Source organism: Paenibacillus hexagrammi (genome assembly GCF_021513275.1).
In the GTDB taxonomy this organism is placed as follows: domain Bacteria; phylum Bacillota; class Bacilli; order Paenibacillales; family NBRC-103111; genus Paenibacillus_E; species Paenibacillus_E hexagrammi.
The window spans coordinates 3,275,210-3,297,634 of the sequence record NZ_CP090978.1 but is presented as its reverse complement, the minus strand read 5'-3'; the positions used below and the strand labels follow the sequence as shown (position 1 = coordinate 3,297,634).

Genomic DNA, 22,425 nt, shown 5'->3' with positions numbered 1-22,425 from the left:
GCCCTTCGGTACAGACAATGAATCTGTATCCAAAAGGGACGAGAGCTTGCTATCGTGGTACCACCCTAATTCGCTGGCCGTTCGCACGGACAGCCTCATTGGTCTTGCGACCTGGAACTGTAACGGGTTCCTTAACCGAATGCATCTACTTATTTCAATGCAATAACTCTGGAGTGCTCCGCATTCATTTCACTACCGATTCTCACCTGCCACCGGCTCTCTGAAAGCTACTTCGATATGCTTGGCTCCGTCAACGCTTTAGTGTGATATAGAATTTTCATTAGATTACCATGGGGCTCCTGCGAGTGTCAATAGGTGTCGAATCATTTTCACATGAAATTCAAAAATGTTCGTGAACAGCCCATTGATTGATGGTTTCGTTCCTTATTTTATAGTAAATATGAACCTTTTTGCAAGGTTTTTTGCTTGAATTGCATGTTAATTTTCGTTATTCTTTCTTTAAGCATGTGTAGGGAACGAATTGCTGGAAGGAGCAGTCGATATGGAAATAAAAAGTATTCATCCGGCTACATTGGTTAACATGCTGGACGAAAATAAGCTGGATGGCAGCATCATCATTGACGTAAGGGAACGGCACGAATGGGAATATTATCATCTGGATGAAGCCTTGCTGATTCCTATGAGAGAAGTTCCGCACCGGCTGGGAGAAATAGATGGAGACCAGAACGTATATATCGTATGCGCTCATGGGGTAAGGAGTTATATGGTATGTGAATTTCTTGCCGAGCAAGGATATGAGCATGTGGTGAATGTAGAAGGCGGCATGGCGGCTATCGGATCGATTCGAGGCTTTCAGTATGATTAAAGAAGAGCCGGGCAGGTGCCCGGCTCTTCTTGATCTCTTCCATTGATCAGTTCGCATCAAAGAAGAAGGGGAGCTGAGGAAGAGGTTCATTGCTGTAGTATTTGGTTTTACCTTTGACGAAATCTCCAGAACGTACGGCATCTGTGCTGAGAAGAAGATTAATGGTTTGGTTGACATCCGTCACGCCGAGCTTCTGGGTTTGTCCTGAAGTAATGAAGTCATCAATTCGTATGGTCAAATCCTGCGGATAAAATGGTGTAAAGGTTTTGCCGCCTAGCAGCTTTGCCGTAATATAAAGGTTTTTCACATTCACATTCATCTGGCGCCATTGGTCAAGGGTAGCGTCGTTATTGGGATCAAAGGGCTCCAGCTCAGGATCGACCGTATCGTTCCAAGCTACGATAGCTGCAAAGTAGTCCTTTTGGGCGGTTAGCGCCTGGGTGGCGGCTTCCATGTAAAAAGCATCCTTCTTTAAGGCCGCTATGAGCTCGCTGCCGCGCATGCCATTGGCTTTGGATTGGTAAGATTTCAAAACATCTGTGAACAGTTTCAAGCTTTTTAAATATCCTGACTGCGATTGCTGTAGCAGAGGTGAGTTTGCCGGGACTGTCTTACTTTGCAGCAGATTATATTTTTCATCAGCAAGCTTGGAAAGCTCTTTGAGTACAGCGGAAGCATCTACAGATGCGCCGCCTACTTCAATCTGATTCAATTGATCGAACCATTTGTTCTGAAATTCCCTAAACGGAAGAAAAATGGTATGGTAATAGGAGACAAGTACTTGCTGGTCATATGCTCCTGGTTCCTGGACCGCTGCGCTGTCGGCATGCAAAATCTTTTCATATTTCTCGTCGGACTTTTGCTGACCGATTTTCAGACCGTAAAAGAAGGCTCCCAAAATACAAACAAGCATAAAGATAAACATCAGGGCGAATAAATAATCCGTGCGGGTCAGGCGCTTATTCATAATCGAGCTCCTTATTCTCTCTTTTTTCTTACATTAGTATAGGTGAAATAGCTAGAAAAGGGAATATCCGAGGGGGACGGCATGCAGCATGAAAAAATTTGATTTTAAGAAAATCCGCTTCGGTAAGGTCGATTTAACTGAACTTAATGACCAGTCATTATTACTCAACCTATATATCACCCAACTCCTTACGGTTATTATCGGTTTGATCATTGTGTTTTTTCAGAGCAATCATCAATTCTTTCCGATGTTTAGGTGGCAGGGCGGCTTTAGTATACCGCTTTGGGGGGTATTGTTTGCCGCAGCAGTATTGGTGGGAGACCTGATTATTTCGAGATGGGTACCAAAGGAAGTGACGGATGACGGGGGCATCAACCAGATGCTTTTTGGCAGCAGGCCGCTCTGGCATATCGCACTCATTTCACTTATTGTTGCAATTTGTGAAGAGATCTTGTTCCGCGGCGCCATTCAATATTCTTGGGGAGCTTATTGGACCAGCATTTTATTCGCAGCGATTCACATTAGGTACTTGCAGCATTGGCTGATGACGGGAATGGTGTTCAGCATCAGCTACGGCTTAGGATGGATTTACATGCAGACCGGAAGCTTGTGGACACCGATTATAGCCCATTTTGTTATCGATTTTGTAATGGGCTGTGTATTACGTTATGGCAAGGAGGAAGACGAAGGCTCATGAATGATCCGGAACGATCATTAGTACGGACAGCTCCTGTACTGCCTATTCAGGAGGACGAGGACACCTATCTGCCGCCGAGAAAAGCGGTTCATCCCTCTGAAGAAGGGAAATGGACTCGAATTTTTTATGCAACACTGCTTTGGCTGTTTGTTGCTTTGGTCATTGGCTTGACGGTATGGGGCATCCGCTATTATTGATTTTTTTGACATCTACTACCATATCTGCAAAAGTTGTCTGATCGTCTGTGAGAAGCTATGATAGATTCATAGTTTCTTTTTTTATTTGCAATAGAGGGGAGAAGAACGATGAAAGTACACCTTAGAATCAAGTGGCTGTACCGCATGCTGCTGATTGTTTGCCTTGTTGTTTCGGGTCTGCTTCCAGCCGGCCACCCGACCTATGCTTTATCGTTTGGCGCTTTGCCGTTTCCGAACGGGAATGTAGGGATCACGCAGCCCGATATCGGCGCTGAAATTGATTTAAGCGAAGGGAAAACACCAGAAAGCTATCATTTTTATTTGAATAATGAGGAAAAGCCTGTGATTTACGACCCTGTCTCCGTGAAATATACGTACCGTCCCGAGGCACCTCTTCCTCCTGGCGAATACACGGCAAGACTAGTATTCTCTTTTGCCGGTTATCAGCCTGCTTCGTATGATTGGAAGTTTACGATTACTGCAGGTGCTTCTACACTTTCCACAACGGTAACTAAAGAGCAGGACCAGGGACTCAAGGCAATTAATGATTACCGCGCGAAGTTGGGACTGGCTGCAGTCAAATTCAGCGATGCGCTCAATACGGCTGCTCTTAAGCATGCGGAGTATCTAGATATGAATCAAGTGGATCCGATCCATACCTCCGTTTCTCTGCATGATGAGAATGCTTCGCTGAACGGGTACATTGGCAATTCAGTGACGGAACGCTATGAGTATGTTGGTTACTCGCGGGCTGGGTCCGAAGACGTAGCTTACAATGAAGCGACTCTTGTTGAAGCCATTGATTCCTTGTTTGACGCTCCTTATCATAGATCGCCATTCATGGTGCCTAGCTTGACGGAAATTGGTGTCTATAAAAAAGGCAATTATCATGTCATCGAGTTTGGATACGCGGACGGCATTGCACCAGAAATGACGGTTTCTCCTGGGGCAAACGACGTGTATGTACCAACTTCTTTTGACGGCCATGAATCACCGGATCCACTGCGCAATTACAAGTCTGCAGATTATCCCGTAGGCTATCCGATTATGGCCGCGGTGAACGGACCCAAAGTCAAGGGAGTTCGACTACTCGAATCTGGGCTGAAGGATGAGAAAGGTTCAAAGGTGAACATACTCGTCAATTCCCCCGAGAACGATGATCATTTGGAAAATGAGGTCATGCTGCTGCCTGCGAAGCCTCTCGCGTTAGACTCCACTTATATTGCACAAATAAAGCTGGAGGTTACCATGGTGGATGGCAGCACGAAACAGCTTGAGAAAGAATGGAGCTTTCGAACGGAGCCGGTGAGTGGCATCGGTGTAAAAAAGCTGCATCAGGATGCTAAAGCATACACCCTCCAGATGGCCAACTACGGTCTGAACCGTAATCATACGGTGACCTTTGGTTTGGATGATGACAGCTACAGACTTGATCTCGTTTCTTATCCCATGATGCAGAAGCCACTTATATTGGATGGAACTTCGTATTTATATATAAGGGATCTTGCAGCAGCCTTGGGAGCAGAAGTGGAATGGGATGATAGTAACAAAGCGGCGATATATAGGAAGAAGGATAAAACGATTATTTTCTACACAAATAGGAATGCCTACTCAATCAACGGACAAGAATTTGAAACTTCTTCTCCTGCTCAGCTCTATCATGAAACGACCATGATTCCTGTCCGCTTGCTGTCTGAAACGTTAGGAGCCAAGGTATCGTATTACGAGCCTACAAGAACTGTCTCCATTACGTATTAATGCTGAATAAAACAAAAATGGTTGCGCAGATTACCTGCCAACCATTTTTTATTTGCTATTATCTCATTTCAAGCTCGATGGAGCCCGGGTCTACAAAGGAATAACCTTTTTCTTCCAACTTCGTCAGTAACGGATCTAATGCCTCGACTGTCCAAGGCAATTCATGCATGAGGATATTGCTGCCGAAGTGGAGCTGCTTCATGACATTGTCGATCACTTTATTCGGATCGTTTTTCTTGGTTGTCATTTCCCAGTCCAACGAGCCATTGGACCAGGTCATATAGAGCATGCCTTCGTTTTTTATTTTATTTTTCAAGTAATCGTTACCTAATCCGTTCGGTGGACGAAAGTATTGTGGAGTCTGACCAATAATACCTTTAACAATCCTTTGTACGTCGTCAATTTGTTGATCGATTTTCTCGTTTGTTTGCTCATTCAGATGAATATGGTCCCAGGAGTGATTGCCGATGTAATTGCCGCTGTTATGAATAAAGGTAACGAGCTCGGGTTTCTGTTTAATCCGGTATCCGTTCATGAAGAAGATCGCTTTGGCTTTATGTTTATCGAGAGTTTTTACGAGTGCCTCATTCATTTCCTTTTCTTTCGGACCGTCGTCGAAGGTGAGGAGCACCACTTTTTTATTCCCGGCAGGGTCGTTAGGGACGATATCGTAGTTTTTATTCATATGATATTCTTTTTTTACTTCAATAGGTGTAGGAGCTGGTGTTGCTGTTGGTATTGGAGTAGGCGTGGCCGTTGGTACAGCGGCTGGTGCAGGACTCGGGGTTGCTGCGGCTGTTTCCGACACAGATGGAATGGAGTTACCTTGGCTGCACCCGGCGATCAGGATGCAGATTCCTGCGCTCCAAATTGTTAATGTTCGTTTCATTTCATAATCTCCTTCGTCTTTGGTTCAGGTCTGTATGTATTTTACCACAACTGGGCCCAATCATATCTCCTATCTTTTCCTACTCAAAGAACGAATGATGAAAGCATCCCTCGAGCAAAATAGAAGTGATTCATACTACTTTCATGGAGGGATTCTCATGCGCATAGGAACTTTTCTACTTGGTGGTTTGGCAGGTGCAGCAGCTGTTATCTATCTGAATCGTAAGAGCAAATCGATGATGCTGTCCGCATTCAGCTCTTCCAGTGAATCGATGGGAAAAGTAATGGACAAGGCCAAGGATACATTCACTAACAAATCGTTTAAGGATAATCATTATAAAGATACGGTATCCAAAAGCTACACAAGCACATCGACGAACACCACAAGTTCGCATGGCTTGAATGATGTGGAAAAAATCGTGAAAGAAGATCCTTCATTGAAAGCTACAGTGAATGAAATATTAAGAGATAATAAGGAAACGACGACGACAATCCAGTAAGAACGCGGTTTTCGCACAGTCTGGCATACCCACGGGGCCGGCTGTGCTTTTTTTATTTATACATAACTTGCACGTGCATTTCTCAGTAAATAGTGTTAACATGAAAGGTGAAAATGTGAAGAGGCTGCATGTCCATTCAAAATATATGAATCACGTTTATGCAGACTCATTCATATTATGTTCTAATAAGATGATAGCTTTTCTTTTGAAGAGCTCTAAGGAGGATCCTATCATGAAAATTGAACGATTAAGTCAGGATAAGATACGGATTTTCCTAACATTCGATGACTTAACTGAGCGTGGGATTCAAAAGGACGATATGTGGAGAGAAATCCCCAAAGTTCATGAGCTGTTCAGCGAAATGATGGATCAAGCATACTCTGAGCTCGGGTTCGATCCTTCCGGTCCTCTTGCTGTTGAAGTGTTTGCGCTTCCCGCACAAGGTATGGTTGTGATCGTTACCAGAGGTAAGCTGGATCTCTATGCAAGCGCAGATGCTTACGATGATCATGAACCCGACGAAGTGTATGAGATGGAGGTAACGCTTGAACAGAGTGACTTGATCTCCTACGCATTCCGTGATTTCGAGGACCTGCTTCGTGTGGCCAAAATCATTAACCCTTTCCTTATGGAAGGCGGAATGCTTTACTCCTACAAAGGCCGATACATCCTGCAGCTCGAGCCAATTGAACTGGAAGATACCAAGTATCAGGCGCTGATCGCAGTACTTTCTGAGTATGGCGAAGCATCATCTGTCACTGAAGCGGTGTTGGAGGAATATGGTAAGACGATCATAGCGGATGATGCCGTGAAGGTACTATGCCACTATTTCAAATAAAATCGTTTTTTTCTTTGTAGGATATTTTGAAACAAGCATCTTTTCAAAAACGATTGTTTTTGTGAGGTGCTTTTTATGTTGAAATGGGGGATGGTACATGACTAGCTCAGAGAGAAAGCAGCTCGCCCCGACGCCTGCGGCTGTTGATTTGGACGGATTACTATCCTATTACCAGAAGCAATTACGGGAAGAAGCATACTTTTATTTGCAAAAAAGAGGGATTAACGAGGAAACGGTTGAGCAATTTCAGATTGGCTTCGAAATTGGAAAGATTGGCTTTTATGTAGACCGCAACCAATTGGGCGATTATTTTGAGAATCGTGTTATCGTTCCTATTCATAATTACGATGGGGAAATCGTCGATTTGATCGGCCGATCCATTGATCATAGAGAACCTAAATACAAACCGCTATACGGTATAGATCATTATTTGTTCAACTATCCGGCTCTTGAGGAGTCTGATGAGGTTGTCCTCTGCAACGGGATTTTTGATGTCATGACATTGACACAGGCGAGAATGCCTGCTGTCTGCGTGCCTGATTTTGCCATATTTAAAGACCAGCATATTGCAATGTTTACCGGTAAAAGGGTTTACATTTGCATGGGGAATGATGAAACCGGCCGAAGGGAATCTTCCCGCATAGAATCAATGCTCAGAGAACATGCTAAAGAAACATATATTGTTAATTTACCTGAGACGATAAGGGATATTAATGATTTATTTGTCCGCGCGCAGAACCCTACTGATGCGTTTATTCAACTAGTGAATCTGACGGTTGAAGAGACTATGCTGGCACCAGTCGCTCCTGATATTAAGAACAGCACGGTATACCTGGAAGAATACATGAAGCGCTACCGCGGACAGGTTGCCGGCACAAGCACTGGGTTTGCAAAATTGGATTCAATCTTGTTTGGCGGATTTGGAAGCGGTTTGTATTTGCTGGCTGGTACAGGTGCGATAGGGAAAAGCATGCTTCTTAAGCAAATGGCGGATCATATTGCCATGGCACAGACGCCTGTCGTATTCGTCTCCTGGGATATGACCAATTTTGAGATGTGGTCCAGAAGCATTGCGAGAATCATTGGAATAGCTCCGCAGAAGATTATCGGAGGGAAGGTTGATCCTGAGCATGTAGTGGAAGCTAACAAGCAGTACAGCAGGATCAGCCGGACATTATGGACGCTCGAATGCACAATGGATACGAGCTTGGAGCAAGTGGCCTCCTCTATTGAGCGCATTGCGGTTATTGCAGGCAGAGAGCCGGTCGTATTCATTGATCATCTGCAGCGCATTCCAGTAGGCAAGGAGCTGGCATCACTGACATGGCAGCAGCAGCAAGCAGCTATCGCCTACACGCTTAAACAATGGTCGAGAGAATGGAACAGTCCAGTCATCGTAGCTGCGGCTCTTGAATACGGGCAAGATCATGTGCATGAAGGCGTTCAAGCTGCCGCCGATGTGGTCATGGTTTTGAAGCAAAAAGGGATCAAAGAGCATTATGTACAGCCATTGTCACTTGAACTTACCAAAAACAGAAACGGCACTCTTGGTTTCCTGCCGTTATTCTTTCATAACGATCGTGCGCTATTTACTGAATAATTCGTACCTGAGGTGGTCCTATGTCGAATACGGAAAATCTGAACGTGCTGCAATCAACGCAAACTGTCATTCAGGAAGCATTGAAAAGACTTGGTTATCCTGACGAGATGTATGAGTTGCTCAAAGAGCCTCTGCGAGTTCTTACTGTCCGAATTCCGGTGCGAATGGATGACGGCAAGGTGAAAATCTTTACAGGCTACCGGGCTCAACATAATGATTCCGTTGGTCCAACCAAAGGCGGAGTGAGGTTTCATCCCGATGTCAACGAAGATGAAGTGAAGGCGCTCTCGATTTGGATGAGTCTGAAGTGCGGTATCACGGATCTTCCTTACGGCGGAGGTAAGGGGGGATCATCTGCGATCCTCGGGAAATGTCGTTCCGTGAGCTGGAACGGCTCAGCCGCGGTTATGTTAGGGCAATTAGCCAACTTGTAGGACCGTCGAAGGATATTCCGGCTCCCGATGTGATGACCAATTCACAAATTATGGCCTGGATGATGGATGAATACAGCCGCATTAGGGAGTTTGATGCACCTGGCTTCATTACCGGCAAGCCAATCGTGCTTGGTGGCTCTCATGGCAGGGAAACGGCGACGGCTAAAGGTGTAACCATTATGATTGACAAAGCGCTGCAAAAGAAGAATATTGCTCTAAAGAACGCTCGAGTCATCATTCAAGGCTTCGGCAACGCCGGAAGCTATTTAGCTAAGTTCATGCATGAGGCTGGAGCTAAGGTGATCGGCATCTCGGATGTTCATGGCGCTCTCTATGATCCCAATGGGCTTGATATTGAATATTTGCTTGACCGACGCGATTCATTTGGAACTGTGACCAAGCTGTTTAAAAATACTTTGACCAACAAAGAAATTTTGGAGCAGGAATGCGATATTCTGGTCCCGGCAGCTATTGAAAATCAGATTACCTCTGAGAATGCGGACCGGATTAAGGCTAGTATTGTTGTGGAAGCAGCTAACGGGCCGACGACACTAGAGGCCACCAAGATTTTAACGGATAAAGGGATTTTGATCGTTCCTGACGTTCTTGCTAGCAGTGGAGGCGTCATTGTCTCTTATTTTGAATGGGTTCAGAACAATCAAGGCTATTATTGGACGGAAGATGAAGTTCATGCCAAACTGCAAATTGTCATGGAAAAGTCCTTTGAAAATGTCTATAATGTTCATAGCACACGAGGTGTCGATATGCGTCTAGCCGCCTATATGGTAGGTGTACGCAAGATGGCGGAAGCGTCCCGATTCAGAGGGTGGGTCTAGCATGGGCCTCGTTAATTGAAGCAAAGGGAGGGAACTTAATTTGCATATCCTGTCTATTATCATGGCAGCCATTGCACCTGGGCTCTCCCTGCTTACTTACTTTTACTTAAAGGACCGATACGAAACCGAACCGATACATTTGGTCATCCGAATGTTTATTTTCGGTGTGCTGCTCGTGTATCCCACAATGGTATTGCAGCATTCTTTGATCCAAGAGTTCGGCGAGGGAACTTTTACTTCTGCCTTCTTTTTGTCAGGGGGTATTGAAGAGTTTCTAAAATGGTTCGTAATTTATCATCTGATTTACAGACATGCATCCTTCGATGAGCCCTATGACGGGATTGTGTATGCGGTAGCCGTTAGTCTCGGGTACGCAACGCTTGAGAATATCATTTACGCCTTCCTGAATGCTTCCTCGTTTAGTGAATTGCTAGTACGGGCGCTGCTCCCGGTATCCGCTCACGCTTTGTTCGGCGTCATGATGGGATATTACATGGGAAAAGCGAAATTCACTCCAAGCCAGAAGAAAAAGTATTTGTGGTTTTCCATTTTCCTTCCAATTCTTTGGCATGGAGTGTTTGATTATATTCTCTTAATAGCCAAAAATTATTGGGTATGGATCATGATTCCCATTATGACGTTCCTATGGATTCGGACGATATGGCGTGTTGATCGAGCCAACGAGCACTCTCCGCTTCGAATCTCTCCAAGCGATGAAAAGATTAAAGTGGGTTAAAATTGGTCATAATGGACAGTACAACAGCCGAATTATGGCTTGGAAACAACCGGGAGGGTGCGTATGTCCGTGACGAGAGTGAAGGTAATCATTCGCTGTAAGCAATGCGGGGAGCGATTTGTCTTGAAAGGTAAAAAAGAAAAAGGAAAAATAGAGACGGGATTCCGTCAATGCATTTGCAGCAACGAGCATGATTTTGATATTGAGACTGATGACTAGGATGAGGCCATTCTCCATGAATAGGCCTCTTTTTTATTCCTTAGCTCCGTATGTGTTGTATACGCTTGAAATGCGCGCTCGCTATGTATAAAGCTGAATCTCCAGGCAGAAACTAACGGCAAGTTTGACGGTATGAAAGGAGATTGGAAGTCGACATGTACAAAAGACTAAGCATCGTCATGTTCCCCTTTCTTGTTCTGGCTTTGATTGGGGCAGCGGTTTGGGGTTACCTAGAGCATCAAGAAAAAAACACAATCCTGATTAAAGCGGAGAATCAATATCAGCGTGCATTCCACGATCTATCTTTCCATGTGGATAAGCTACATAGCGAATTGGGTAAGACTCTGGCTGTTAATTCAACATCGGAGCCGTCTTACAGAAAAGGATTGGTCAATGTGTGGAGGCTAACGAGCCAAGCGCAAAGCGACATTAATCAATTACCGCTTACGCTTCTCCCTTTCAACAAGACAGAAGAATTTTTGGCGAATATGGCCAATTTCTCGTATCAGATGTCTGTTCGAGATATGACCAAGCAGCCGCTTAGTTCGGAAGAAATCAAAACACTCAACACGATGTATGATCACGCAAGTGAAATTACCAATGAGCTTCGCGGTGTACAGGATAAAGTTATAGCTAATAACTTGCGCTGGATGGATGTGGAGGTTGCACTGGCATCGCAAAAAGAGGTTCATGACAATGCCATTATTGACGGATTTGCAATCGTGGATAAAAAGGTCGGAGCTTACTCAGAATTGAATTGGGGACCGGGCAGTCTCAGCGTGTTTCAAAAAAATGACGTGCAGACGCTCCCAGGCAAAGAGATGACGGCGGATGATATTAAGCAGAAAGCTGCTCAGTTCCTAGGCGGGCAGGATGCATCCCATATTACTGTTGTGGAGAACGGCGGAGGTTCACCGGAGTATCAATCCTTCACGGCTATTCTGCCTGAGGCGGGCGGCAGCGATATTCATATGGACTTTACCAAAAAAGGCGGGTACCTGGTTTATTACATGAACCCTAGGAATGTGCAGGAAACGAAGTACGATCTGCGTCAGGCTAGGGATGTTGCGAACGAATATTTGGACCAGCATGATTATAAGGACATGAGTGCCGTCAGCTATGACCAGTACCAGAATGTTGCCAATATCATCTTCGCCAAGCGCCAAAATGACGTGACCATTTATCCTGAGCAGGTCAGTGTGAAGGTTGCCTTGGATAATTTGGAGGTAACGGGCATCCAGGCTACGGACTATATCTTCGGACATAAAGAGCGAACGATCGGACAGCCTAAGATCAGTGCGGAGGAAGCGCGGAAATCGACAAGCCCGAATCTGAAAATTTCAAGCCAATCCCTCGCAATTATTAAAAATGAGCTGGATCAGGAAGTACTGTGCCACGAAATAATCGGCCGCATGAACGGGAATATTTATCGTGTCTATATCAACGCAGATACAGGGTACGAAGAAAAAATAGAAAGCATTAGGCCCGAACAGGCGAAGCAAGCAGCTTCTGCTTGACTGGTGCAAGGAAGCGGGATGTTTCTCGCTTTCTTTTTTGCTTTCTAAATTTCATCGACATGATATAATCAGGTTGAACTAGTACTTAAGAAGCAGATTTTTGACAGATTACGCGTTGGAGGTGCAGACGATTGCTTCCTAAGGTAAATCAGATCTTACATATGCAAATCAATTCAATCGACGAGGAAGAATCCAAGATTGAATACAAATCCAGAATCGCCGATATTACTGATACAGCCATCGTGATTGAAGTTCCTTTGAATGAAAAGACAGGGCGACTCAAGAAGCTGTATGCAGGGGATGAGTTGAGCACATTTTTTATCTCCGATGGCGGTGTGAAGAATTATTTCAGCACGACAGTGACTGGCTTTCAAGAAGATGTGATTCGTCTTATCGAATTGAGAAAGCCTGAGCCCGAAGCGGTAACTCAAGTCCAGCGTCGCAATTTCCTCAGGGTGCTTGCCGAGCTGGAGATGGCTGTCAAGGTCTCAGATCAGATCCATTTTATTGCAGTAACCGATGATGTGAGCGGAGGCGGTATTTCCTTTATCTGCGAGCCACAGGTTCCAATTGGGTTAAACACCCCCATTTCCTGCTGGATTTTAGTGCCTTTTAAAAACGGTGTTATAGAACATATTCCGCTTAAAGGGGAGATTGTTCGTATTAAACAGCTAGATACAGGTAAACAGCTGGCAATGGTTAGATTTATAGAGATTACAGATCGAGACCGTCAGAAGCTGATACGGTTTTGTTTTGAAAGACAAATGGAATTTCGTAAAAGATAAGTTGGCATAAACCAAGTCCGCTCAGGTAATACTGTGATCATGATGAGAATGGTGGCAGGTGACCAAGGATGCGTTCTGGTGACGAACAAGATCAGATGGATTTCTACGAGCGGCTGTTTATCCTCTTTTCTACAAAGGTAGAGAAGGTGCTAATACGGCTCATGCTCGTTTTTTTCATTCTTCTGGTGAGTGTGCAAGCTTTGCTTCAGATTCCATGGATCAGGAAGCATATAACGAGAGTGGAGCCTTTAGAAGGGAAACCGTATACCACATCTCAACAGATAGACCCGAGGTGATTCAGGTTTTGCATATGGGTATAGGGTGTGGTATAATTTTCTACATTAGCAGGCAATGCCTGCTTTTTTGTTCGTAAGGTAGTGTTAGGAGGAACAGGAGCTTGGAAAAGTTCAATATTGCCATAGATGGTCCCGCCGGAGCAGGCAAAAGTACCATAGCGCGGTTGGTTGCAGGCGCACTGGGCTTTGTTTATGTGGACACGGGAGCTATGTATCGGGCAGTAACATGGAAGGTACAGCAGGAAGGTCTGTCTCCTCACCAAGAGTCAGAGGTTATCGCTCTAGCTAGGCGCATGCGCATTGAATTGATACCTCGTCCGGAGGGACAACAGGTTCTTGTGGATGGTATTGATGTGACGAAGGACATTCGCACGACAGCCATTACAGACCATGTCTCTCAAATTGCCAGCATAGGCGATATCAGACAGCTGCTTGTTGCTATGCAGAAACAAATGGCAGCATCCAAGGGCATTGTCATGGACGGCAGAGACATTGGCACGCATGTTTTGCCTGACGCAGAAATCAAGATTTTTCTGACTGCCAGTGTGAAGGAAAGGGCGGAGCGCAGATTCAAAGAAATGCAAGACAGCGGGAACAGCGAAATGACGCTTTCACAGCTGGAGCAGGATATTGCGCGACGGGATCAGTTGGACCAGGAGAGAGAAATCTCACCACTGCGCAAAGCTCAAGACGCCATCCTGATGGACAGCACATCCATGACAATCGATGAGGTTGTCGATCAAATTCTCGGGCTTTGTAAGGACAAGGTCGGAGGTGGCAAATAGATGCTGTACAGCATCGGGAAGTTTTTATTCCGAGTTATTTTTTCTGTATTCTTTCGCTATAAGGCCATTGGTACAAGCAATGTACCCGCTCAAGGGCCGGTTGTACTATGCTGTAACCATACTAGCCTGCTGGATCCGCCGCTATTGGGTTCTCCACTCAAACGCAAGGTGTACTTTATGGCGAAGGCGGAGTTATTCAATGTTCCGATACTTGGGACTTTGATCAGCAAGGTAGGGGCTTTTCCCGTGAAGCGTGGTGGAGTAAGCAAGGAATCCATACGCCTTGCAATCCAATTGCTGAAAGACGGCAATGCAATGGGGATATTTCCCGAAGGATCACGAAGCAATGCCGGAGGTATGGGGAAGAAAGGCGCTGCCAGTCTTGCGATCAAATCAGGAGCTGCTGTTGTTCCTGTCGCCATTGTTGGCAACTACTCTTTATTCCGCAGAATGACCATTATTTATGGCAGACCGATGGATATTCGTCAGTTTGAGGGAGCTAGCTCTGATGATTTGGAGCAAGCGACGGATCTGATTATGACGGAAATTCGTGCGATTCATGCTGCGCATAGCAAAGCTTAATATTCATGTATGGAATCGTACCCTTGGAATTATACTATCTCTAAAGAGAATGGAAGTTTTTGTGACAGCTTAGTACTTGTTTATGAAGTCTCAAGTAGAGTGCCTTCTACAAGATTGGACTTTTTAAACGATATGTATAAACTATAATGTAAGTGTTGAATGAGGAGGCCAAACCATGTCTGAAGAAGTAAAAGTTCAAGATCAATCCCAAGAGGTGCAGGAAACTGCGGTATCGCAGGCTGAAGCCGAGGAAGCTATGAGCAACGTAGCAGTCCTCAAAAAGGGAGCCACTGTTAAAGGTAAAATCGTGAAAGTGGATGCCGACCAAGCATTCGTAGATATCGGCTATAAATATGACGGCGTTATTCCTGTTCGCGAGCTTTCATCCGTAGCAGTTGACGATGCTAGTCAAGCAGTACAAGTAGGTCAAGAAGTTGAATTGAAGGTCGTTTCCATTAACGACGCGAAAGAAACTTTGGTTCTTTCCAAGCGTGTTGTGGACAGCGAGAAAGCATGGGAGACCCTGCAGGGTCAACAGGAAAGCAAAGAAATTATTGAAGCTACAGTTGCAGAGGTAGTAAAAGGCGGCCTTGTAGTCAATGTAGGCGTACGCGGGTTCGTGCCTGCTTCCATGGTTGAGCGTCACTATGTTGAAGATTTCAGCGACTACAAAGGACGTACATTGCGCCTTCGTGTGAAAGAAATCGACCGCGAGAAAAAACAAAGTGATTCTTTCTCAGAAAGATATTTTGGATGAAGAGTTCGAAGCGAACAAAAAGAAAATTATCGAGGGGCTACAAGTCGGACAGGTGCTCGACGGTACAGTTCAGCGTTTGACTCAATTCGGTGCGTTCATTGATATTGGCGGCATCGATGGACTTGTACATATTTCCGAAATGGCTTGGCACCACGTTGAACAGGCATCGGATGTTGTTAAAGAAGGCGACAAGGTGAAGGTTCAAATTCTGAAGCTTGACCCTGCGAACGAAAAAATCAGTCTGAGCATTAAGGCGACTCAAGAAGGACCATGGTCCAAAGTAGAGCGTGAATTCAGTGCAGGCGATATCGTAACAGGTACAGTTAAACGCCTTGCAACCTTTGGTGCATTCGTGGAAATCGCTCCTGGTATTGAAGGTCTTGTGCATATTTCCCAAATCGCTCACCGTCATATCGGCACTCCTCATGAAGTGCTGAAAGAAGGTCAAGAGGTTCAAGTGAAAATTCTTGAAATCAATGCCGGTGAACAACGCGTTAGCCTAAGCATTAAAGAAACAGAAGAAGCGCCAGAAGCACCTGCAGCGGCTGCAAAACCGGAAAGAGAAAGACAGCCAAGAGCTGACCGTGACCGTGGGAATAGTGCAAGTCATCAGAAGGAAATTGCTAATAATGAGAACGTATCGCTGAGCAATCAAGGTATGTCTCTCACACTTGGCGAGCGTTTTGGCGATAAGCTGGCAAAATTTAAATAAGAGCGCGAGATCATTTGTAGTGGACTGGGCTTTTCTTTGAAAAGCAATAGGAGGAAATGTATATGCGCATATCACGCAAGATGGAGCATGTCCATTATGCGCTGGAGCTTGGACAGTCGGGCCAGCAAGGCTTATCCGACTTCAAGCTTGTGCACAACTGTCTTCCTGAAACCTCAATGAATCATATCGTGTTAACGACCGAAATCGGCGATCTCAAATTGAGTTCGCCGATTTTAATTAATGCGATGACGGGCGGTGCTCAGGAGACAGAAGTCATTAATCGGGAGCTTGCCATTGTAGCTAGGGAAAAGGGTCTTGCGATGGCGGTGGGCTCTCAAATGTCGGCCCTCAAGGATCCAGAGGTAGCTTCTTCGTACCAAGTGGTGAGACAGGAGAATCCCAATGGAATCATCATCGCGAACTTAGGCAGCGAAGCAACTGTGGAGCAAGCTAAGCGGGCGGTTCACATGATTGAAGCCAATGCCATTCAAATTCATTTGAACGTCATGCAGGAGTTGATTATGCCGGAGGGAGACCGCAGTTTCGTCGGAATGAAGGAACGGATAGCAGCGATTGTGGACAATATTGGCGTGCCGGTCATTGTAAAAGAAGTTGGCTTCGGAATTCTACGCGAGAATGCGCAAGAGCTTTATGATATCGGGGTTAAGTATCTCGATATCGGCGGGTCGGGTGGAACGAATTTCGCTGCTATTGAGAATGCTAGGCGTGGAGCATCGATGAATTGGCTGAATGAATGGGGAAGCCCTACTGGCATCGCATTACTTGAGGCTCTTACTGTATATCCGAGAGGCGCTATCGTTGCCTCAGGCGGTATCACGAACGCTCTGGAAGCCATTAAAGCACTTTGTATCGGAGCATCGGCTGTCGGCATGGCAGGTGCTTTCCTGAAGGTGCTGCGTAACGAAGGGGCAGCGGCGCTGCATCGTTTTGTGGACGAGCTGGAGCAGGGTCTTGTCCTGACTATGACCGCTTTGGGGGGCGAGGTCGGTCAAGGAGCTGTGGAACCGTCCTATCGTCATTACCGGGGATACGGCACAGTGGTGCTCAAGCCGGGATATATCAATAACAGAATATGCCCGAAGAGGAAGCCGGAGTAAATAATCTTTTTTTTGCCATACTAAGAATCAGACGACGCATCTGAACAATCCACGTTTGGGTGCGCAAAGATTCTCAGGGTGGTAAACGAAGATGAACTCCGGCTATCTTTCTCTTATTCTCCTTTGCATCACATTGATTTTGTTTGCCAGTGGGTGGAAGGAACTGTATGTAAGAAGTATATCGCATAAAGGAGTACTTCTTTTTTTTATGGTTTGGCTCGGCGGCAGCTGGTTTTCATTTGAAGTTAAACAGATGCACATTTATGCCGTGTTTGTATGGATCGCTCTAATCAGTGCTTATATCCTGTTCTCACTGCAGGGATTTGTTCAGAAGCTGCACTTGCTGTCCATTGGTCTATTACTGGGCTCATTCCACTTCTTGCTGCAGCAGCTGATGGCCATGGATCCAATCCTCATCGTCGGTAATCCCAAGTGGGATACTGCATTGATACTGGCAGTGGTTGCCACGGTTATTCAGCGCAAAGAACTGGAGCAGATCGCAGGTTTATCAATAGCCTGCCTATTGGGAGATTTATACCAAAGCGGTATGCACTCATGGACCAATCTGCACTCACTTGGCGGCAGTGACTTTCGAGATCAGTGGTGGCTGTCGGTGTTTGCTGCTCGCACGTTGACTATCATTATGCAGACCGCTTATGGCGGATGTAAGGCAGTCGTACAAAGCTGGATGGATCGAAGAGGAGGCTGGAAAAAGTGATAGATTGGTTTTATGCGAACCGATACACAGTTGGGATCATAATTGGAGTCATTTTTGGCATATTGGCTAGACTGAACATGCTGCGCACCGATTATCGTCAATATCCCACCTACCCTCATGGGAAAATTATTCACATCTCACTTGGTATCATAGCTGCAGGACTAGGGGCTGTGGCTGTGCCGGCGCTTTTGGAAAAGAATTACACCGCTGTCACGTTCTTGTCTCTGGCTGCACAACAGTTTCGTGATGTCCGCAACATGGAGCGTCAAAGTTTAACCAAGATTGATGAGTTGGAATTAGTCCCCCGAGGGGCTTCTTATATCGAGGGAATAGCCATGGTCTTTGAAGGAAGAAACTATCTGGTCATTTTTGCAGCATTTGTCGCATCATTCTTCAGCATTCTATTTCCTTGGTATTGGGGGATCGTCGCAGGGATTTTATCCATTGGCGTAGCAAACTATTTCAAATCCGGGAACAGCTTGTCCACGATTGCCACGATTGAACCGGCGCCGATCCGATTGGATGGTCCAGATTTATTTGTAGGACCCATCTACATCATGAATATTGGCCTTGAGGACAGCCGGAGGCTCATTCAAGAGCATGCATTAGGATTCCTTTTGAAACCCAAGAACAAGAACTGTCGGGTAACTTTAGCTAACCTAGGGCAAAGACAAGCAATTTTGCATGATATATCAACGCTATTCGGCGTTTACCGCGATGAAGGCGAGCCTTCGCTGCTCCCTATGGCAAAGCTTGATATGAACGATGGTACGCTGGCGCTACTGCTTCTACCACAGGATAAAGACGAGGAAAGAGCACTTAAGGCGCTGCATCGTGTACCGGTATTGGAGAGCGCTGTCCGGATGCCTTCCGAAGCCGGTGTGAACCAACGTAAGGAGGCGCGAAGCTAATGGCTCAAATTCTTGCAATTGTTACAATGGACCGCGAGCGGATTGGTGGAGGTGCTCCAATTTTTATTGTAGAGAATCAGGAGCAGCAGCAGAAGGTTTCGTTTTCGCTGGAGAAGATTCTTGATGCAACGGCTCATGATTTGAAAAACGGCACGATGATCTTGGTGAAGCACTCCTAATCGTCTGGGAGGGAGGACTAGCTTGCCCAAATGAGAAATTTCTCATTTGGGATTAGCCAAGCCGTGTCTTTTTTGTTATGATGTAAGTTGTGAATTTTTTCAAAAACTCAGCATAATTTATGAAGAATGTTTTGCATGGGCAAAACGCTAGGGAGTGAACAACATTGGCTAGACCTGTAATTGCAATTGTTGGACGTCCGAATGTCGGCAAATCGACGATTTTTAATCGGATCATTGGTGACCGTCTTGCAATTGTCGAAGATAAACCAGGTGTTACACGAGATCGGTTATATGGGGTTGGAGAATGGCTCAATCAATCCTTCAGTGTCATTGACACGGGCGGTATTGAGATCGAAGGCGAAGATACGATTATGAAATCTGTTCGTGTTCAAGCGGAGCTTGCCATTGAAGAAGCGGACGTGATCATCTTTATGGTGGATGCCAAGGCAGGTGTCACGCCGTCGGATGAAGAGGTTGCGCAGCTGCTATTCCGTTCGAAGAAGCCGATTATTTTGGCTGTCAACAAAGTGGACAATCTGCAGCGCCAGGATGACATCTACGAATTCTACAGCTTGGGCTTTGGCGATCCCATCGGCATCTCCGGTTCCCACGGCATCGGTATCGGTGATTTGCTCGAAGCAGCTTGTGCGCTGTTTCCTGATATAAAAGAAGATGAATACGGCGAAGAGGTTATTAAATTCGCGTTGATCGGCCGACCGAACGTAGGCAAGTCATCACTGACGAACGCCATTCTTGGCGAGGAAAGAGTAATTGTCAGTAACATCGCGGGAACGACTCGAGATGCAATCGACACACCGTTCGAACGGGACGGGCAAAAGTTCGTAATCATTGATACCGCTGGTATGCGCAAACGAGGCAAGGTTTACGAGAATACGGAAAAGTACAGCGTCATGCGGGCGATGAAAGCGATCGAACGCGCAGATGTGATTCTCATCGTGATCGATGGAGAAGAAGGCATCATCGAGCAGGATAAACATATTGCAGGTTATGCGCATGAAGCGGGAAAAGCGGCGATTTTCGTCGTCAACAAGTGGGATATCGTTGAGAAAGACGATAAAACCATGCATCAATTTACACAAAAAAATCCGCGACCATTTCTTGTTTATGACGTATGCGCCTGTCGTATTCGTATCGGCGAAAACGACACAAAGATTACATAAGCTTCTGCCCGTTGTGGTCCAGGTTGCGGAGAATCATGCCCATCGTGTTCAAACTCATGTGCTCAACGATGTAGTCTCTGATGCAGTGGCCTACAATCCGCCGCCAACGGATAAAGGCAAGCGTCTTCGCATCAACTATGCCACACAAGTCGCAGTGAAGCCTCCAGTGTTTGTCGTGTTCGTCAATGAGCCGGAATTGATGCACTTTTCGTACGAGCGATACCTGGATAACAAGATTAGGGCAGCATTTGGTTTTGAAGGAACGCCAATTCGAATCTTGAGCCGAAGAAAAGCTTCGGATGAATAAGGGGGATGCAGCTTGATTTCAATCATTGGGATCATAGTAGCCTATTTGTTAGGCTCAATCAGCTTCAGTTACTTATTCGGCAAGTGGTTAAAAGGTATTGACATCCGAAAGCACGGTAGCGGAAACGCGGGTGCAAACGAATACGCTTCGCGTGCTTGGTAAAGGACCTGCCATATCTGTTCTTTTATTAGATGGGTTAAAAGGGGTAGCCGCCGTATTTATTGGAGTATGGGCGGCTCCTGATGAAATATGGATTCGCGTGTTGTGCGGACTAGCTGCTATCGTGGGTCATAACTGGCCTGTATATTTTGGCTTTCGCGGCGGCAAAGGAATTGCAACTACGATCGGCGTAATGGCAAGTCTATGCTTTATTCCTACCTTGATAGCCGGACTGACGGCCATTGTCATTATTGCCGTTACTCGTTTTGTATCACTCGGTTCCCTCATTCTTACTGCACTTTTACCTTTCTTAATCTGGGGAATGGACCGACCTCTTCCCGTATTGTTAATCAGTATTTTGCTTTGTTTGTTTGCTTTTGTCCGACATCGAACCAACATTGTTAAGCTAATTCAAGGCAAGGAAAACAAATTAGGCTCCAAGCGCGCATCGTAATGCCGAAAGCTGGTTAGGAGGATTCCACAATGTTGAATAAAGTCGCGGTTCTTGTAGCAGGAAGCTGGGGCACGGCACTTGCATCAGTGCTGGCTGATAATGGAAGAGAAGTGCTGCTGTGGTCACGGAATGAGGAACAAGTGAAAGAAATCAATGAAGAGCACCGGAATCGGCGTTTTCTGAATGACGTCGAGCTCTCTCCCCTGATTACAGCTACAAGCTCTCTTCAGCAAGCAGTGGAAGATGCAGACGCCATCTTAATGGTGGTGCCTTCTTCCGGCATGAGGGAGGTCGCTTCGCGCATAAAGCCCTTTGTTAAGAAAGACACGCTTCTTATCCATGCGACCAAAGGATTTGAAACCGGTACGCTGAATTCGATGTCGGAAGTTATCTCGGATGAGCTTCCGCAAATAAATCCTAAACGGATCGTCGTCTTATCCGGTCCCAGTCATGCGGAGGAGGTCATCCTCAAATGCCCTACTACGGTGGTGGTGGCCGCCGGGGAGCTGGAAGCTGCAGAGGCTGCGCAGGATCTCCTGATCAACTCCTATTTCCGCGTTTATACCAATCCGGATGTAAACGGGCTTGAGGTTGGAGGCGCTTTGAAAAATATTATTGCTCTAGGCGCGGGGTTGACGGACGGGCTTGGTTTTGGTGATAACGCCAAAGCGGCCCTTCTCACCAGAGGGCTTGCGGAAATAGCTCGGCTCGGAACGGCGATGGGTGCTAACCCATTAACCTTTGCAGGTCTTGCAGGTATTGGCGATTTGGTTGCAACCTGCACCAGCAAGCATAGTCGTAACTGGCGCGCAGGCTTCAAACTGGGTCAGGGGGCGGCACTCGATGATGTGCTGAAGGATATGGGCATGGTTGTAGAGGGAGTTAAGACGACCAAGGCCGCGTATGAGCTGTCACGCAGGTATGAAGTTACCATGCCGATTACTGACGAGCTTTATCAAGTTCTGTTTGAAGGAAAGTCTCCCAAGCTAGCCGCTCAGGATCTAATGGGCCGAGTCCGAACACACGAAATCGAAGAGGTAGCTAGTATCTCTTCGCCTAAGTGGCAGGGATAGCCTACACCATCTCGCACGCACCTTCATACTATACCTTAGGAATTAAGTTATCCGAGGAATGGAGGCGGCATGTGTGGCAAATAAAGATTTATCTAAAGATATCTTGAATGTGGTAAAGAAAAAGACTGGTAAATCCGTTACCTCTAAAGATATTCAAAAAATCGCTAGCGGTGTTAAGCCTTCCACAATGCAGAGTGAAGCCCAGCTCCGGCAGTTGATCAAGCAAGTATCTGGTCTAGTGAATGTGAAAGTGTCGGATGAAATGATGAATGAAATTATTCAAGCGGTGAAAAGCAGCAAGCTGGACACGAACAATATGCAGCAATTGATGAACATGATGCTCGGCAAAAAATGATGGCATAGAGGGGGCTCCCCTTTATGCTTTTTTTGTCGTC

The 22,425-nt window shown here is 45.9% G+C and carries 20 protein-coding genes, 5 pseudogenes and 1 other annotated feature; of the genes and pseudogenes, 23 read left to right on the top strand and 2 right to left on the bottom strand.

Translation table 11 applies throughout. The annotated features are described in order from the left end of the window. Positions 1–31: 31 nt before the first annotated feature. Positions 32–263 (bottom strand) — a binding site (T-box leader). A 239-nt stretch (positions 264–502) separates the two neighbouring features. Further along, positions 503–826 (top strand): rhodanese-like domain-containing protein, encoded by a 324-nt coding sequence (locus L0M14_RS14870; protein WP_235117522.1) that lies wholly within the window; start codon positions 503–505, stop codon positions 824–826. 46 nt (positions 827–872) lie between these two features. Here the strand turns inward: L0M14_RS14870 and L0M14_RS14865 are convergent, their stop codons facing one another. Continuing rightward, the gene (locus tag L0M14_RS14865; RefSeq protein WP_235117521.1) at positions 873–1,793 is read right to left on the bottom strand and encodes a hypothetical protein; all 921 of its coding nucleotides are present in this window, start codon (positions 1,791–1,793) and stop codon (positions 873–875) included. An 88-nt stretch (positions 1,794–1,881) separates the two neighbouring features. Between L0M14_RS14865 and L0M14_RS14860 the strand changes: the two genes are divergently transcribed. The 3 genes from L0M14_RS14860 to L0M14_RS14850 all read left to right on the top strand — a co-directional run bounded on the left by L0M14_RS14860 (position 1,882) and on the right by L0M14_RS14850 (position 4,445). Further along, positions 1,882–2,490, top strand: coding sequence for a CPBP family intramembrane glutamic endopeptidase (locus tag L0M14_RS14860; protein WP_235117520.1), 609 nt, complete (start codon positions 1,882–1,884; stop codon positions 2,488–2,490). Beyond that, positions 2,487–2,687 carry a hypothetical protein gene (locus L0M14_RS14855; protein ID WP_235117519.1) on the top strand — a complete coding sequence of 67 codons (201 nt, stop codon included), beginning with the start codon at positions 2,487–2,489 and terminating at the stop codon, positions 2,685–2,687. The genes L0M14_RS14860 and L0M14_RS14855 overlap by 4 nt, the downstream gene beginning before the upstream one ends. 108 nt (positions 2,688–2,795) lie before the next feature. Next, complete coding sequence (locus tag L0M14_RS14850; RefSeq protein WP_235117518.1) at positions 2,796–4,445, top strand: stalk domain-containing protein; 1,650 nt, start codon at positions 2,796–2,798, stop codon at positions 4,443–4,445. Between the two features lie 58 nt (positions 4,446–4,503). Here the strand turns inward: L0M14_RS14850 and L0M14_RS14845 are convergent, their stop codons facing one another. Continuing rightward, complete coding sequence (locus tag L0M14_RS14845; RefSeq protein ID WP_235117517.1) at positions 4,504–5,334, bottom strand: polysaccharide deacetylase family protein; 831 nt, start codon at positions 5,332–5,334, stop codon at positions 4,504–4,506. 157 nt (positions 5,335–5,491) lie between these two features. On the opposite strand from L0M14_RS14845, the gene L0M14_RS14840 reads away from it, so the two are divergent. From L0M14_RS14840 to L0M14_RS14750, 19 genes and pseudogenes are all read left to right on the top strand, one after another. Then, positions 5,492–5,833, top strand: coding sequence for a hypothetical protein (locus tag L0M14_RS14840; RefSeq protein WP_235117516.1), 342 nt, complete (start codon positions 5,492–5,494; stop codon positions 5,831–5,833). Positions 5,834–6,065: 232 nt separating this feature from the next. Next, on the top strand, positions 6,066–6,671 hold the full coding sequence (locus L0M14_RS14835; RefSeq protein ID WP_235117515.1) for a genetic competence negative regulator: 606 nt from the start codon (positions 6,066–6,068) through the stop codon (positions 6,669–6,671). Between the two features lie 97 nt (positions 6,672–6,768). Further along, positions 6,769–8,271: a DnaB-like helicase C-terminal domain-containing protein gene (locus L0M14_RS14830; protein WP_235117514.1), complete on the top strand. Its 1,503-nt coding sequence runs from the start codon at positions 6,769–6,771 to the stop codon at positions 8,269–8,271. Between the two features lie 20 nt (positions 8,272–8,291). Then, positions 8,292–9,541, top strand: a pseudogene (locus L0M14_RS14825) (Glu/Leu/Phe/Val family dehydrogenase). 40 nt (positions 9,542–9,581) lie between these two features. Then, positions 9,582–10,277 carry a glutamic-type intramembrane protease PrsW gene (gene prsW, locus L0M14_RS14820; protein ID WP_235117513.1) on the top strand — a complete coding sequence of 232 codons (696 nt, stop codon included), beginning with the start codon at positions 9,582–9,584 and terminating at the stop codon, positions 10,275–10,277. 63 nt (positions 10,278–10,340) lie between these two features. Next, complete coding sequence (locus L0M14_RS14815; protein WP_235117512.1) at positions 10,341–10,496, top strand: hypothetical protein; 156 nt, start codon at positions 10,341–10,343, stop codon at positions 10,494–10,496. 155 nt (positions 10,497–10,651) lie between these two features. After that, positions 10,652–12,013, top strand: coding sequence for a germination protein YpeB (ypeB, locus tag L0M14_RS14810; RefSeq protein WP_235117511.1), 1,362 nt, complete (start codon positions 10,652–10,654; stop codon positions 12,011–12,013). 131 nt (positions 12,014–12,144) lie between these two features. Beyond that, positions 12,145–12,798, top strand: coding sequence for a flagellar brake protein (locus L0M14_RS14805; protein ID WP_235117510.1), 654 nt, complete (start codon positions 12,145–12,147; stop codon positions 12,796–12,798). Between the two features lie 397 nt (positions 12,799–13,195). Continuing rightward, entirely contained in the window at positions 13,196–13,879 is a 684-nt protein-coding gene (gene cmk / locus L0M14_RS14800; protein WP_235122761.1) for a (d)CMP kinase, read from the top strand. Further along, complete coding sequence (locus tag L0M14_RS14795) at positions 13,880–14,461, top strand: lysophospholipid acyltransferase family protein (protein ID WP_235122760.1); 582 nt, start codon at positions 13,880–13,882, stop codon at positions 14,459–14,461. It abuts the gene before it with no gap. A gap of 175 nt (positions 14,462–14,636) precedes the next feature. After that, a pseudogene (gene rpsA, locus L0M14_RS14790) lies at positions 14,637–15,930 on the top strand (30S ribosomal protein S1). A gap of 62 nt (positions 15,931–15,992) precedes the next feature. After that, positions 15,993–17,052 (top strand): annotated as a pseudogene (gene fni, locus L0M14_RS14785) (type 2 isopentenyl-diphosphate Delta-isomerase). A gap of 204 nt (positions 17,053–17,256) precedes the next feature. Beyond that, positions 17,257–17,766 carry a YphA family membrane protein gene (locus L0M14_RS14780; protein WP_235122759.1) on the top strand — a complete coding sequence of 170 codons (510 nt, stop codon included), beginning with the start codon at positions 17,257–17,259 and terminating at the stop codon, positions 17,764–17,766. Further along, a complete protein-coding gene (locus L0M14_RS14775) occupies positions 17,763–18,677 on the top strand; it encodes a YIEGIA family protein (RefSeq protein ID WP_235122758.1) in 915 nt (304 codons plus the stop codon). Before L0M14_RS14780 ends, L0M14_RS14775 begins: the two co-directional genes overlap by 4 nt. Then, positions 18,677–18,856: a capping complex subunit for YIEGIA gene (locus L0M14_RS14770; protein WP_235122757.1), complete on the top strand. Its 180-nt coding sequence runs from the start codon at positions 18,677–18,679 to the stop codon at positions 18,854–18,856. The genes L0M14_RS14775 and L0M14_RS14770 overlap by 1 nt, the downstream gene beginning before the upstream one ends. 164 nt (positions 18,857–19,020) lie before the next feature. Further along, positions 19,021–20,344: pseudogene (gene der, locus L0M14_RS14765) on the top strand (ribosome biogenesis GTPase Der). Positions 20,345–20,356: 12 nt separating this feature from the next. Continuing rightward, positions 20,357–20,957 (top strand): annotated as a pseudogene (plsY, locus tag L0M14_RS14760) (glycerol-3-phosphate 1-O-acyltransferase PlsY). 29 nt (positions 20,958–20,986) lie between these two features. Further along, positions 20,987–22,030, top strand: coding sequence for an NAD(P)H-dependent glycerol-3-phosphate dehydrogenase (locus L0M14_RS14755; protein ID WP_311198885.1), 1,044 nt, complete (start codon positions 20,987–20,989; stop codon positions 22,028–22,030). Positions 22,031–22,103: 73 nt separating this feature from the next. Further along, complete coding sequence (locus L0M14_RS14750) at positions 22,104–22,385, top strand: stage VI sporulation protein F (protein WP_235122756.1); 282 nt, start codon at positions 22,104–22,106, stop codon at positions 22,383–22,385. Positions 22,386–22,425 lie beyond the last annotated feature (40 nt).

What these genes read in the sequence shown, in the direction of transcription:
- L0M14_RS14870 (WP_235117522.1), top strand. Translation starts at nt 503, where the DNA reads ATGGAAATAAAAAGTATTCATCCGGCTACATTGGTTAACATGCTGGAC.
- L0M14_RS14865 (WP_235117521.1), bottom strand. Translation starts at nt 1,793, where the DNA reads ATGAATAAGCGCCTGACCCGCACGGATTATTTATTCGCCCTGATGTTT.
- L0M14_RS14860 (WP_235117520.1), top strand. Translation starts at nt 1,882, where the DNA reads ATGAAAAAATTTGATTTTAAGAAAATCCGCTTCGGTAAGGTCGATTTA.
- L0M14_RS14855 (WP_235117519.1), top strand. Translation starts at nt 2,487, where the DNA reads ATGAATGATCCGGAACGATCATTAGTACGGACAGCTCCTGTACTGCCT.
- L0M14_RS14850 (WP_235117518.1), top strand. Translation starts at nt 2,796, where the DNA reads ATGAAAGTACACCTTAGAATCAAGTGGCTGTACCGCATGCTGCTGATT.
- L0M14_RS14845 (WP_235117517.1), bottom strand. Translation starts at nt 5,334, where the DNA reads ATGAAACGAACATTAACAATTTGGAGCGCAGGAATCTGCATCCTGATC.
- L0M14_RS14840 (WP_235117516.1), top strand. Translation starts at nt 5,492, where the DNA reads ATGCGCATAGGAACTTTTCTACTTGGTGGTTTGGCAGGTGCAGCAGCT.
- L0M14_RS14835 (WP_235117515.1), top strand. Translation starts at nt 6,066, where the DNA reads ATGAAAATTGAACGATTAAGTCAGGATAAGATACGGATTTTCCTAACA.
- L0M14_RS14830 (WP_235117514.1), top strand. Translation starts at nt 6,769, where the DNA reads ATGACTAGCTCAGAGAGAAAGCAGCTCGCCCCGACGCCTGCGGCTGTT.
- L0M14_RS14815 (WP_235117512.1), top strand. Translation starts at nt 10,341, where the DNA reads ATGTCCGTGACGAGAGTGAAGGTAATCATTCGCTGTAAGCAATGCGGG.
- ypeB (WP_235117511.1), top strand. Translation starts at nt 10,652, where the DNA reads ATGTACAAAAGACTAAGCATCGTCATGTTCCCCTTTCTTGTTCTGGCT.
- L0M14_RS14795 (WP_235122760.1), top strand. Translation starts at nt 13,880, where the DNA reads ATGCTGTACAGCATCGGGAAGTTTTTATTCCGAGTTATTTTTTCTGTA.
- L0M14_RS14780 (WP_235122759.1), top strand. Translation starts at nt 17,257, where the DNA reads ATGGTTTGGCTCGGCGGCAGCTGGTTTTCATTTGAAGTTAAACAGATG.
- L0M14_RS14770 (WP_235122757.1), top strand. Translation starts at nt 18,677, where the DNA reads ATGGCTCAAATTCTTGCAATTGTTACAATGGACCGCGAGCGGATTGGT.
- L0M14_RS14755 (WP_311198885.1), top strand. Translation starts at nt 20,987, where the DNA reads ATGTTGAATAAAGTCGCGGTTCTTGTAGCAGGAAGCTGGGGCACGGCA.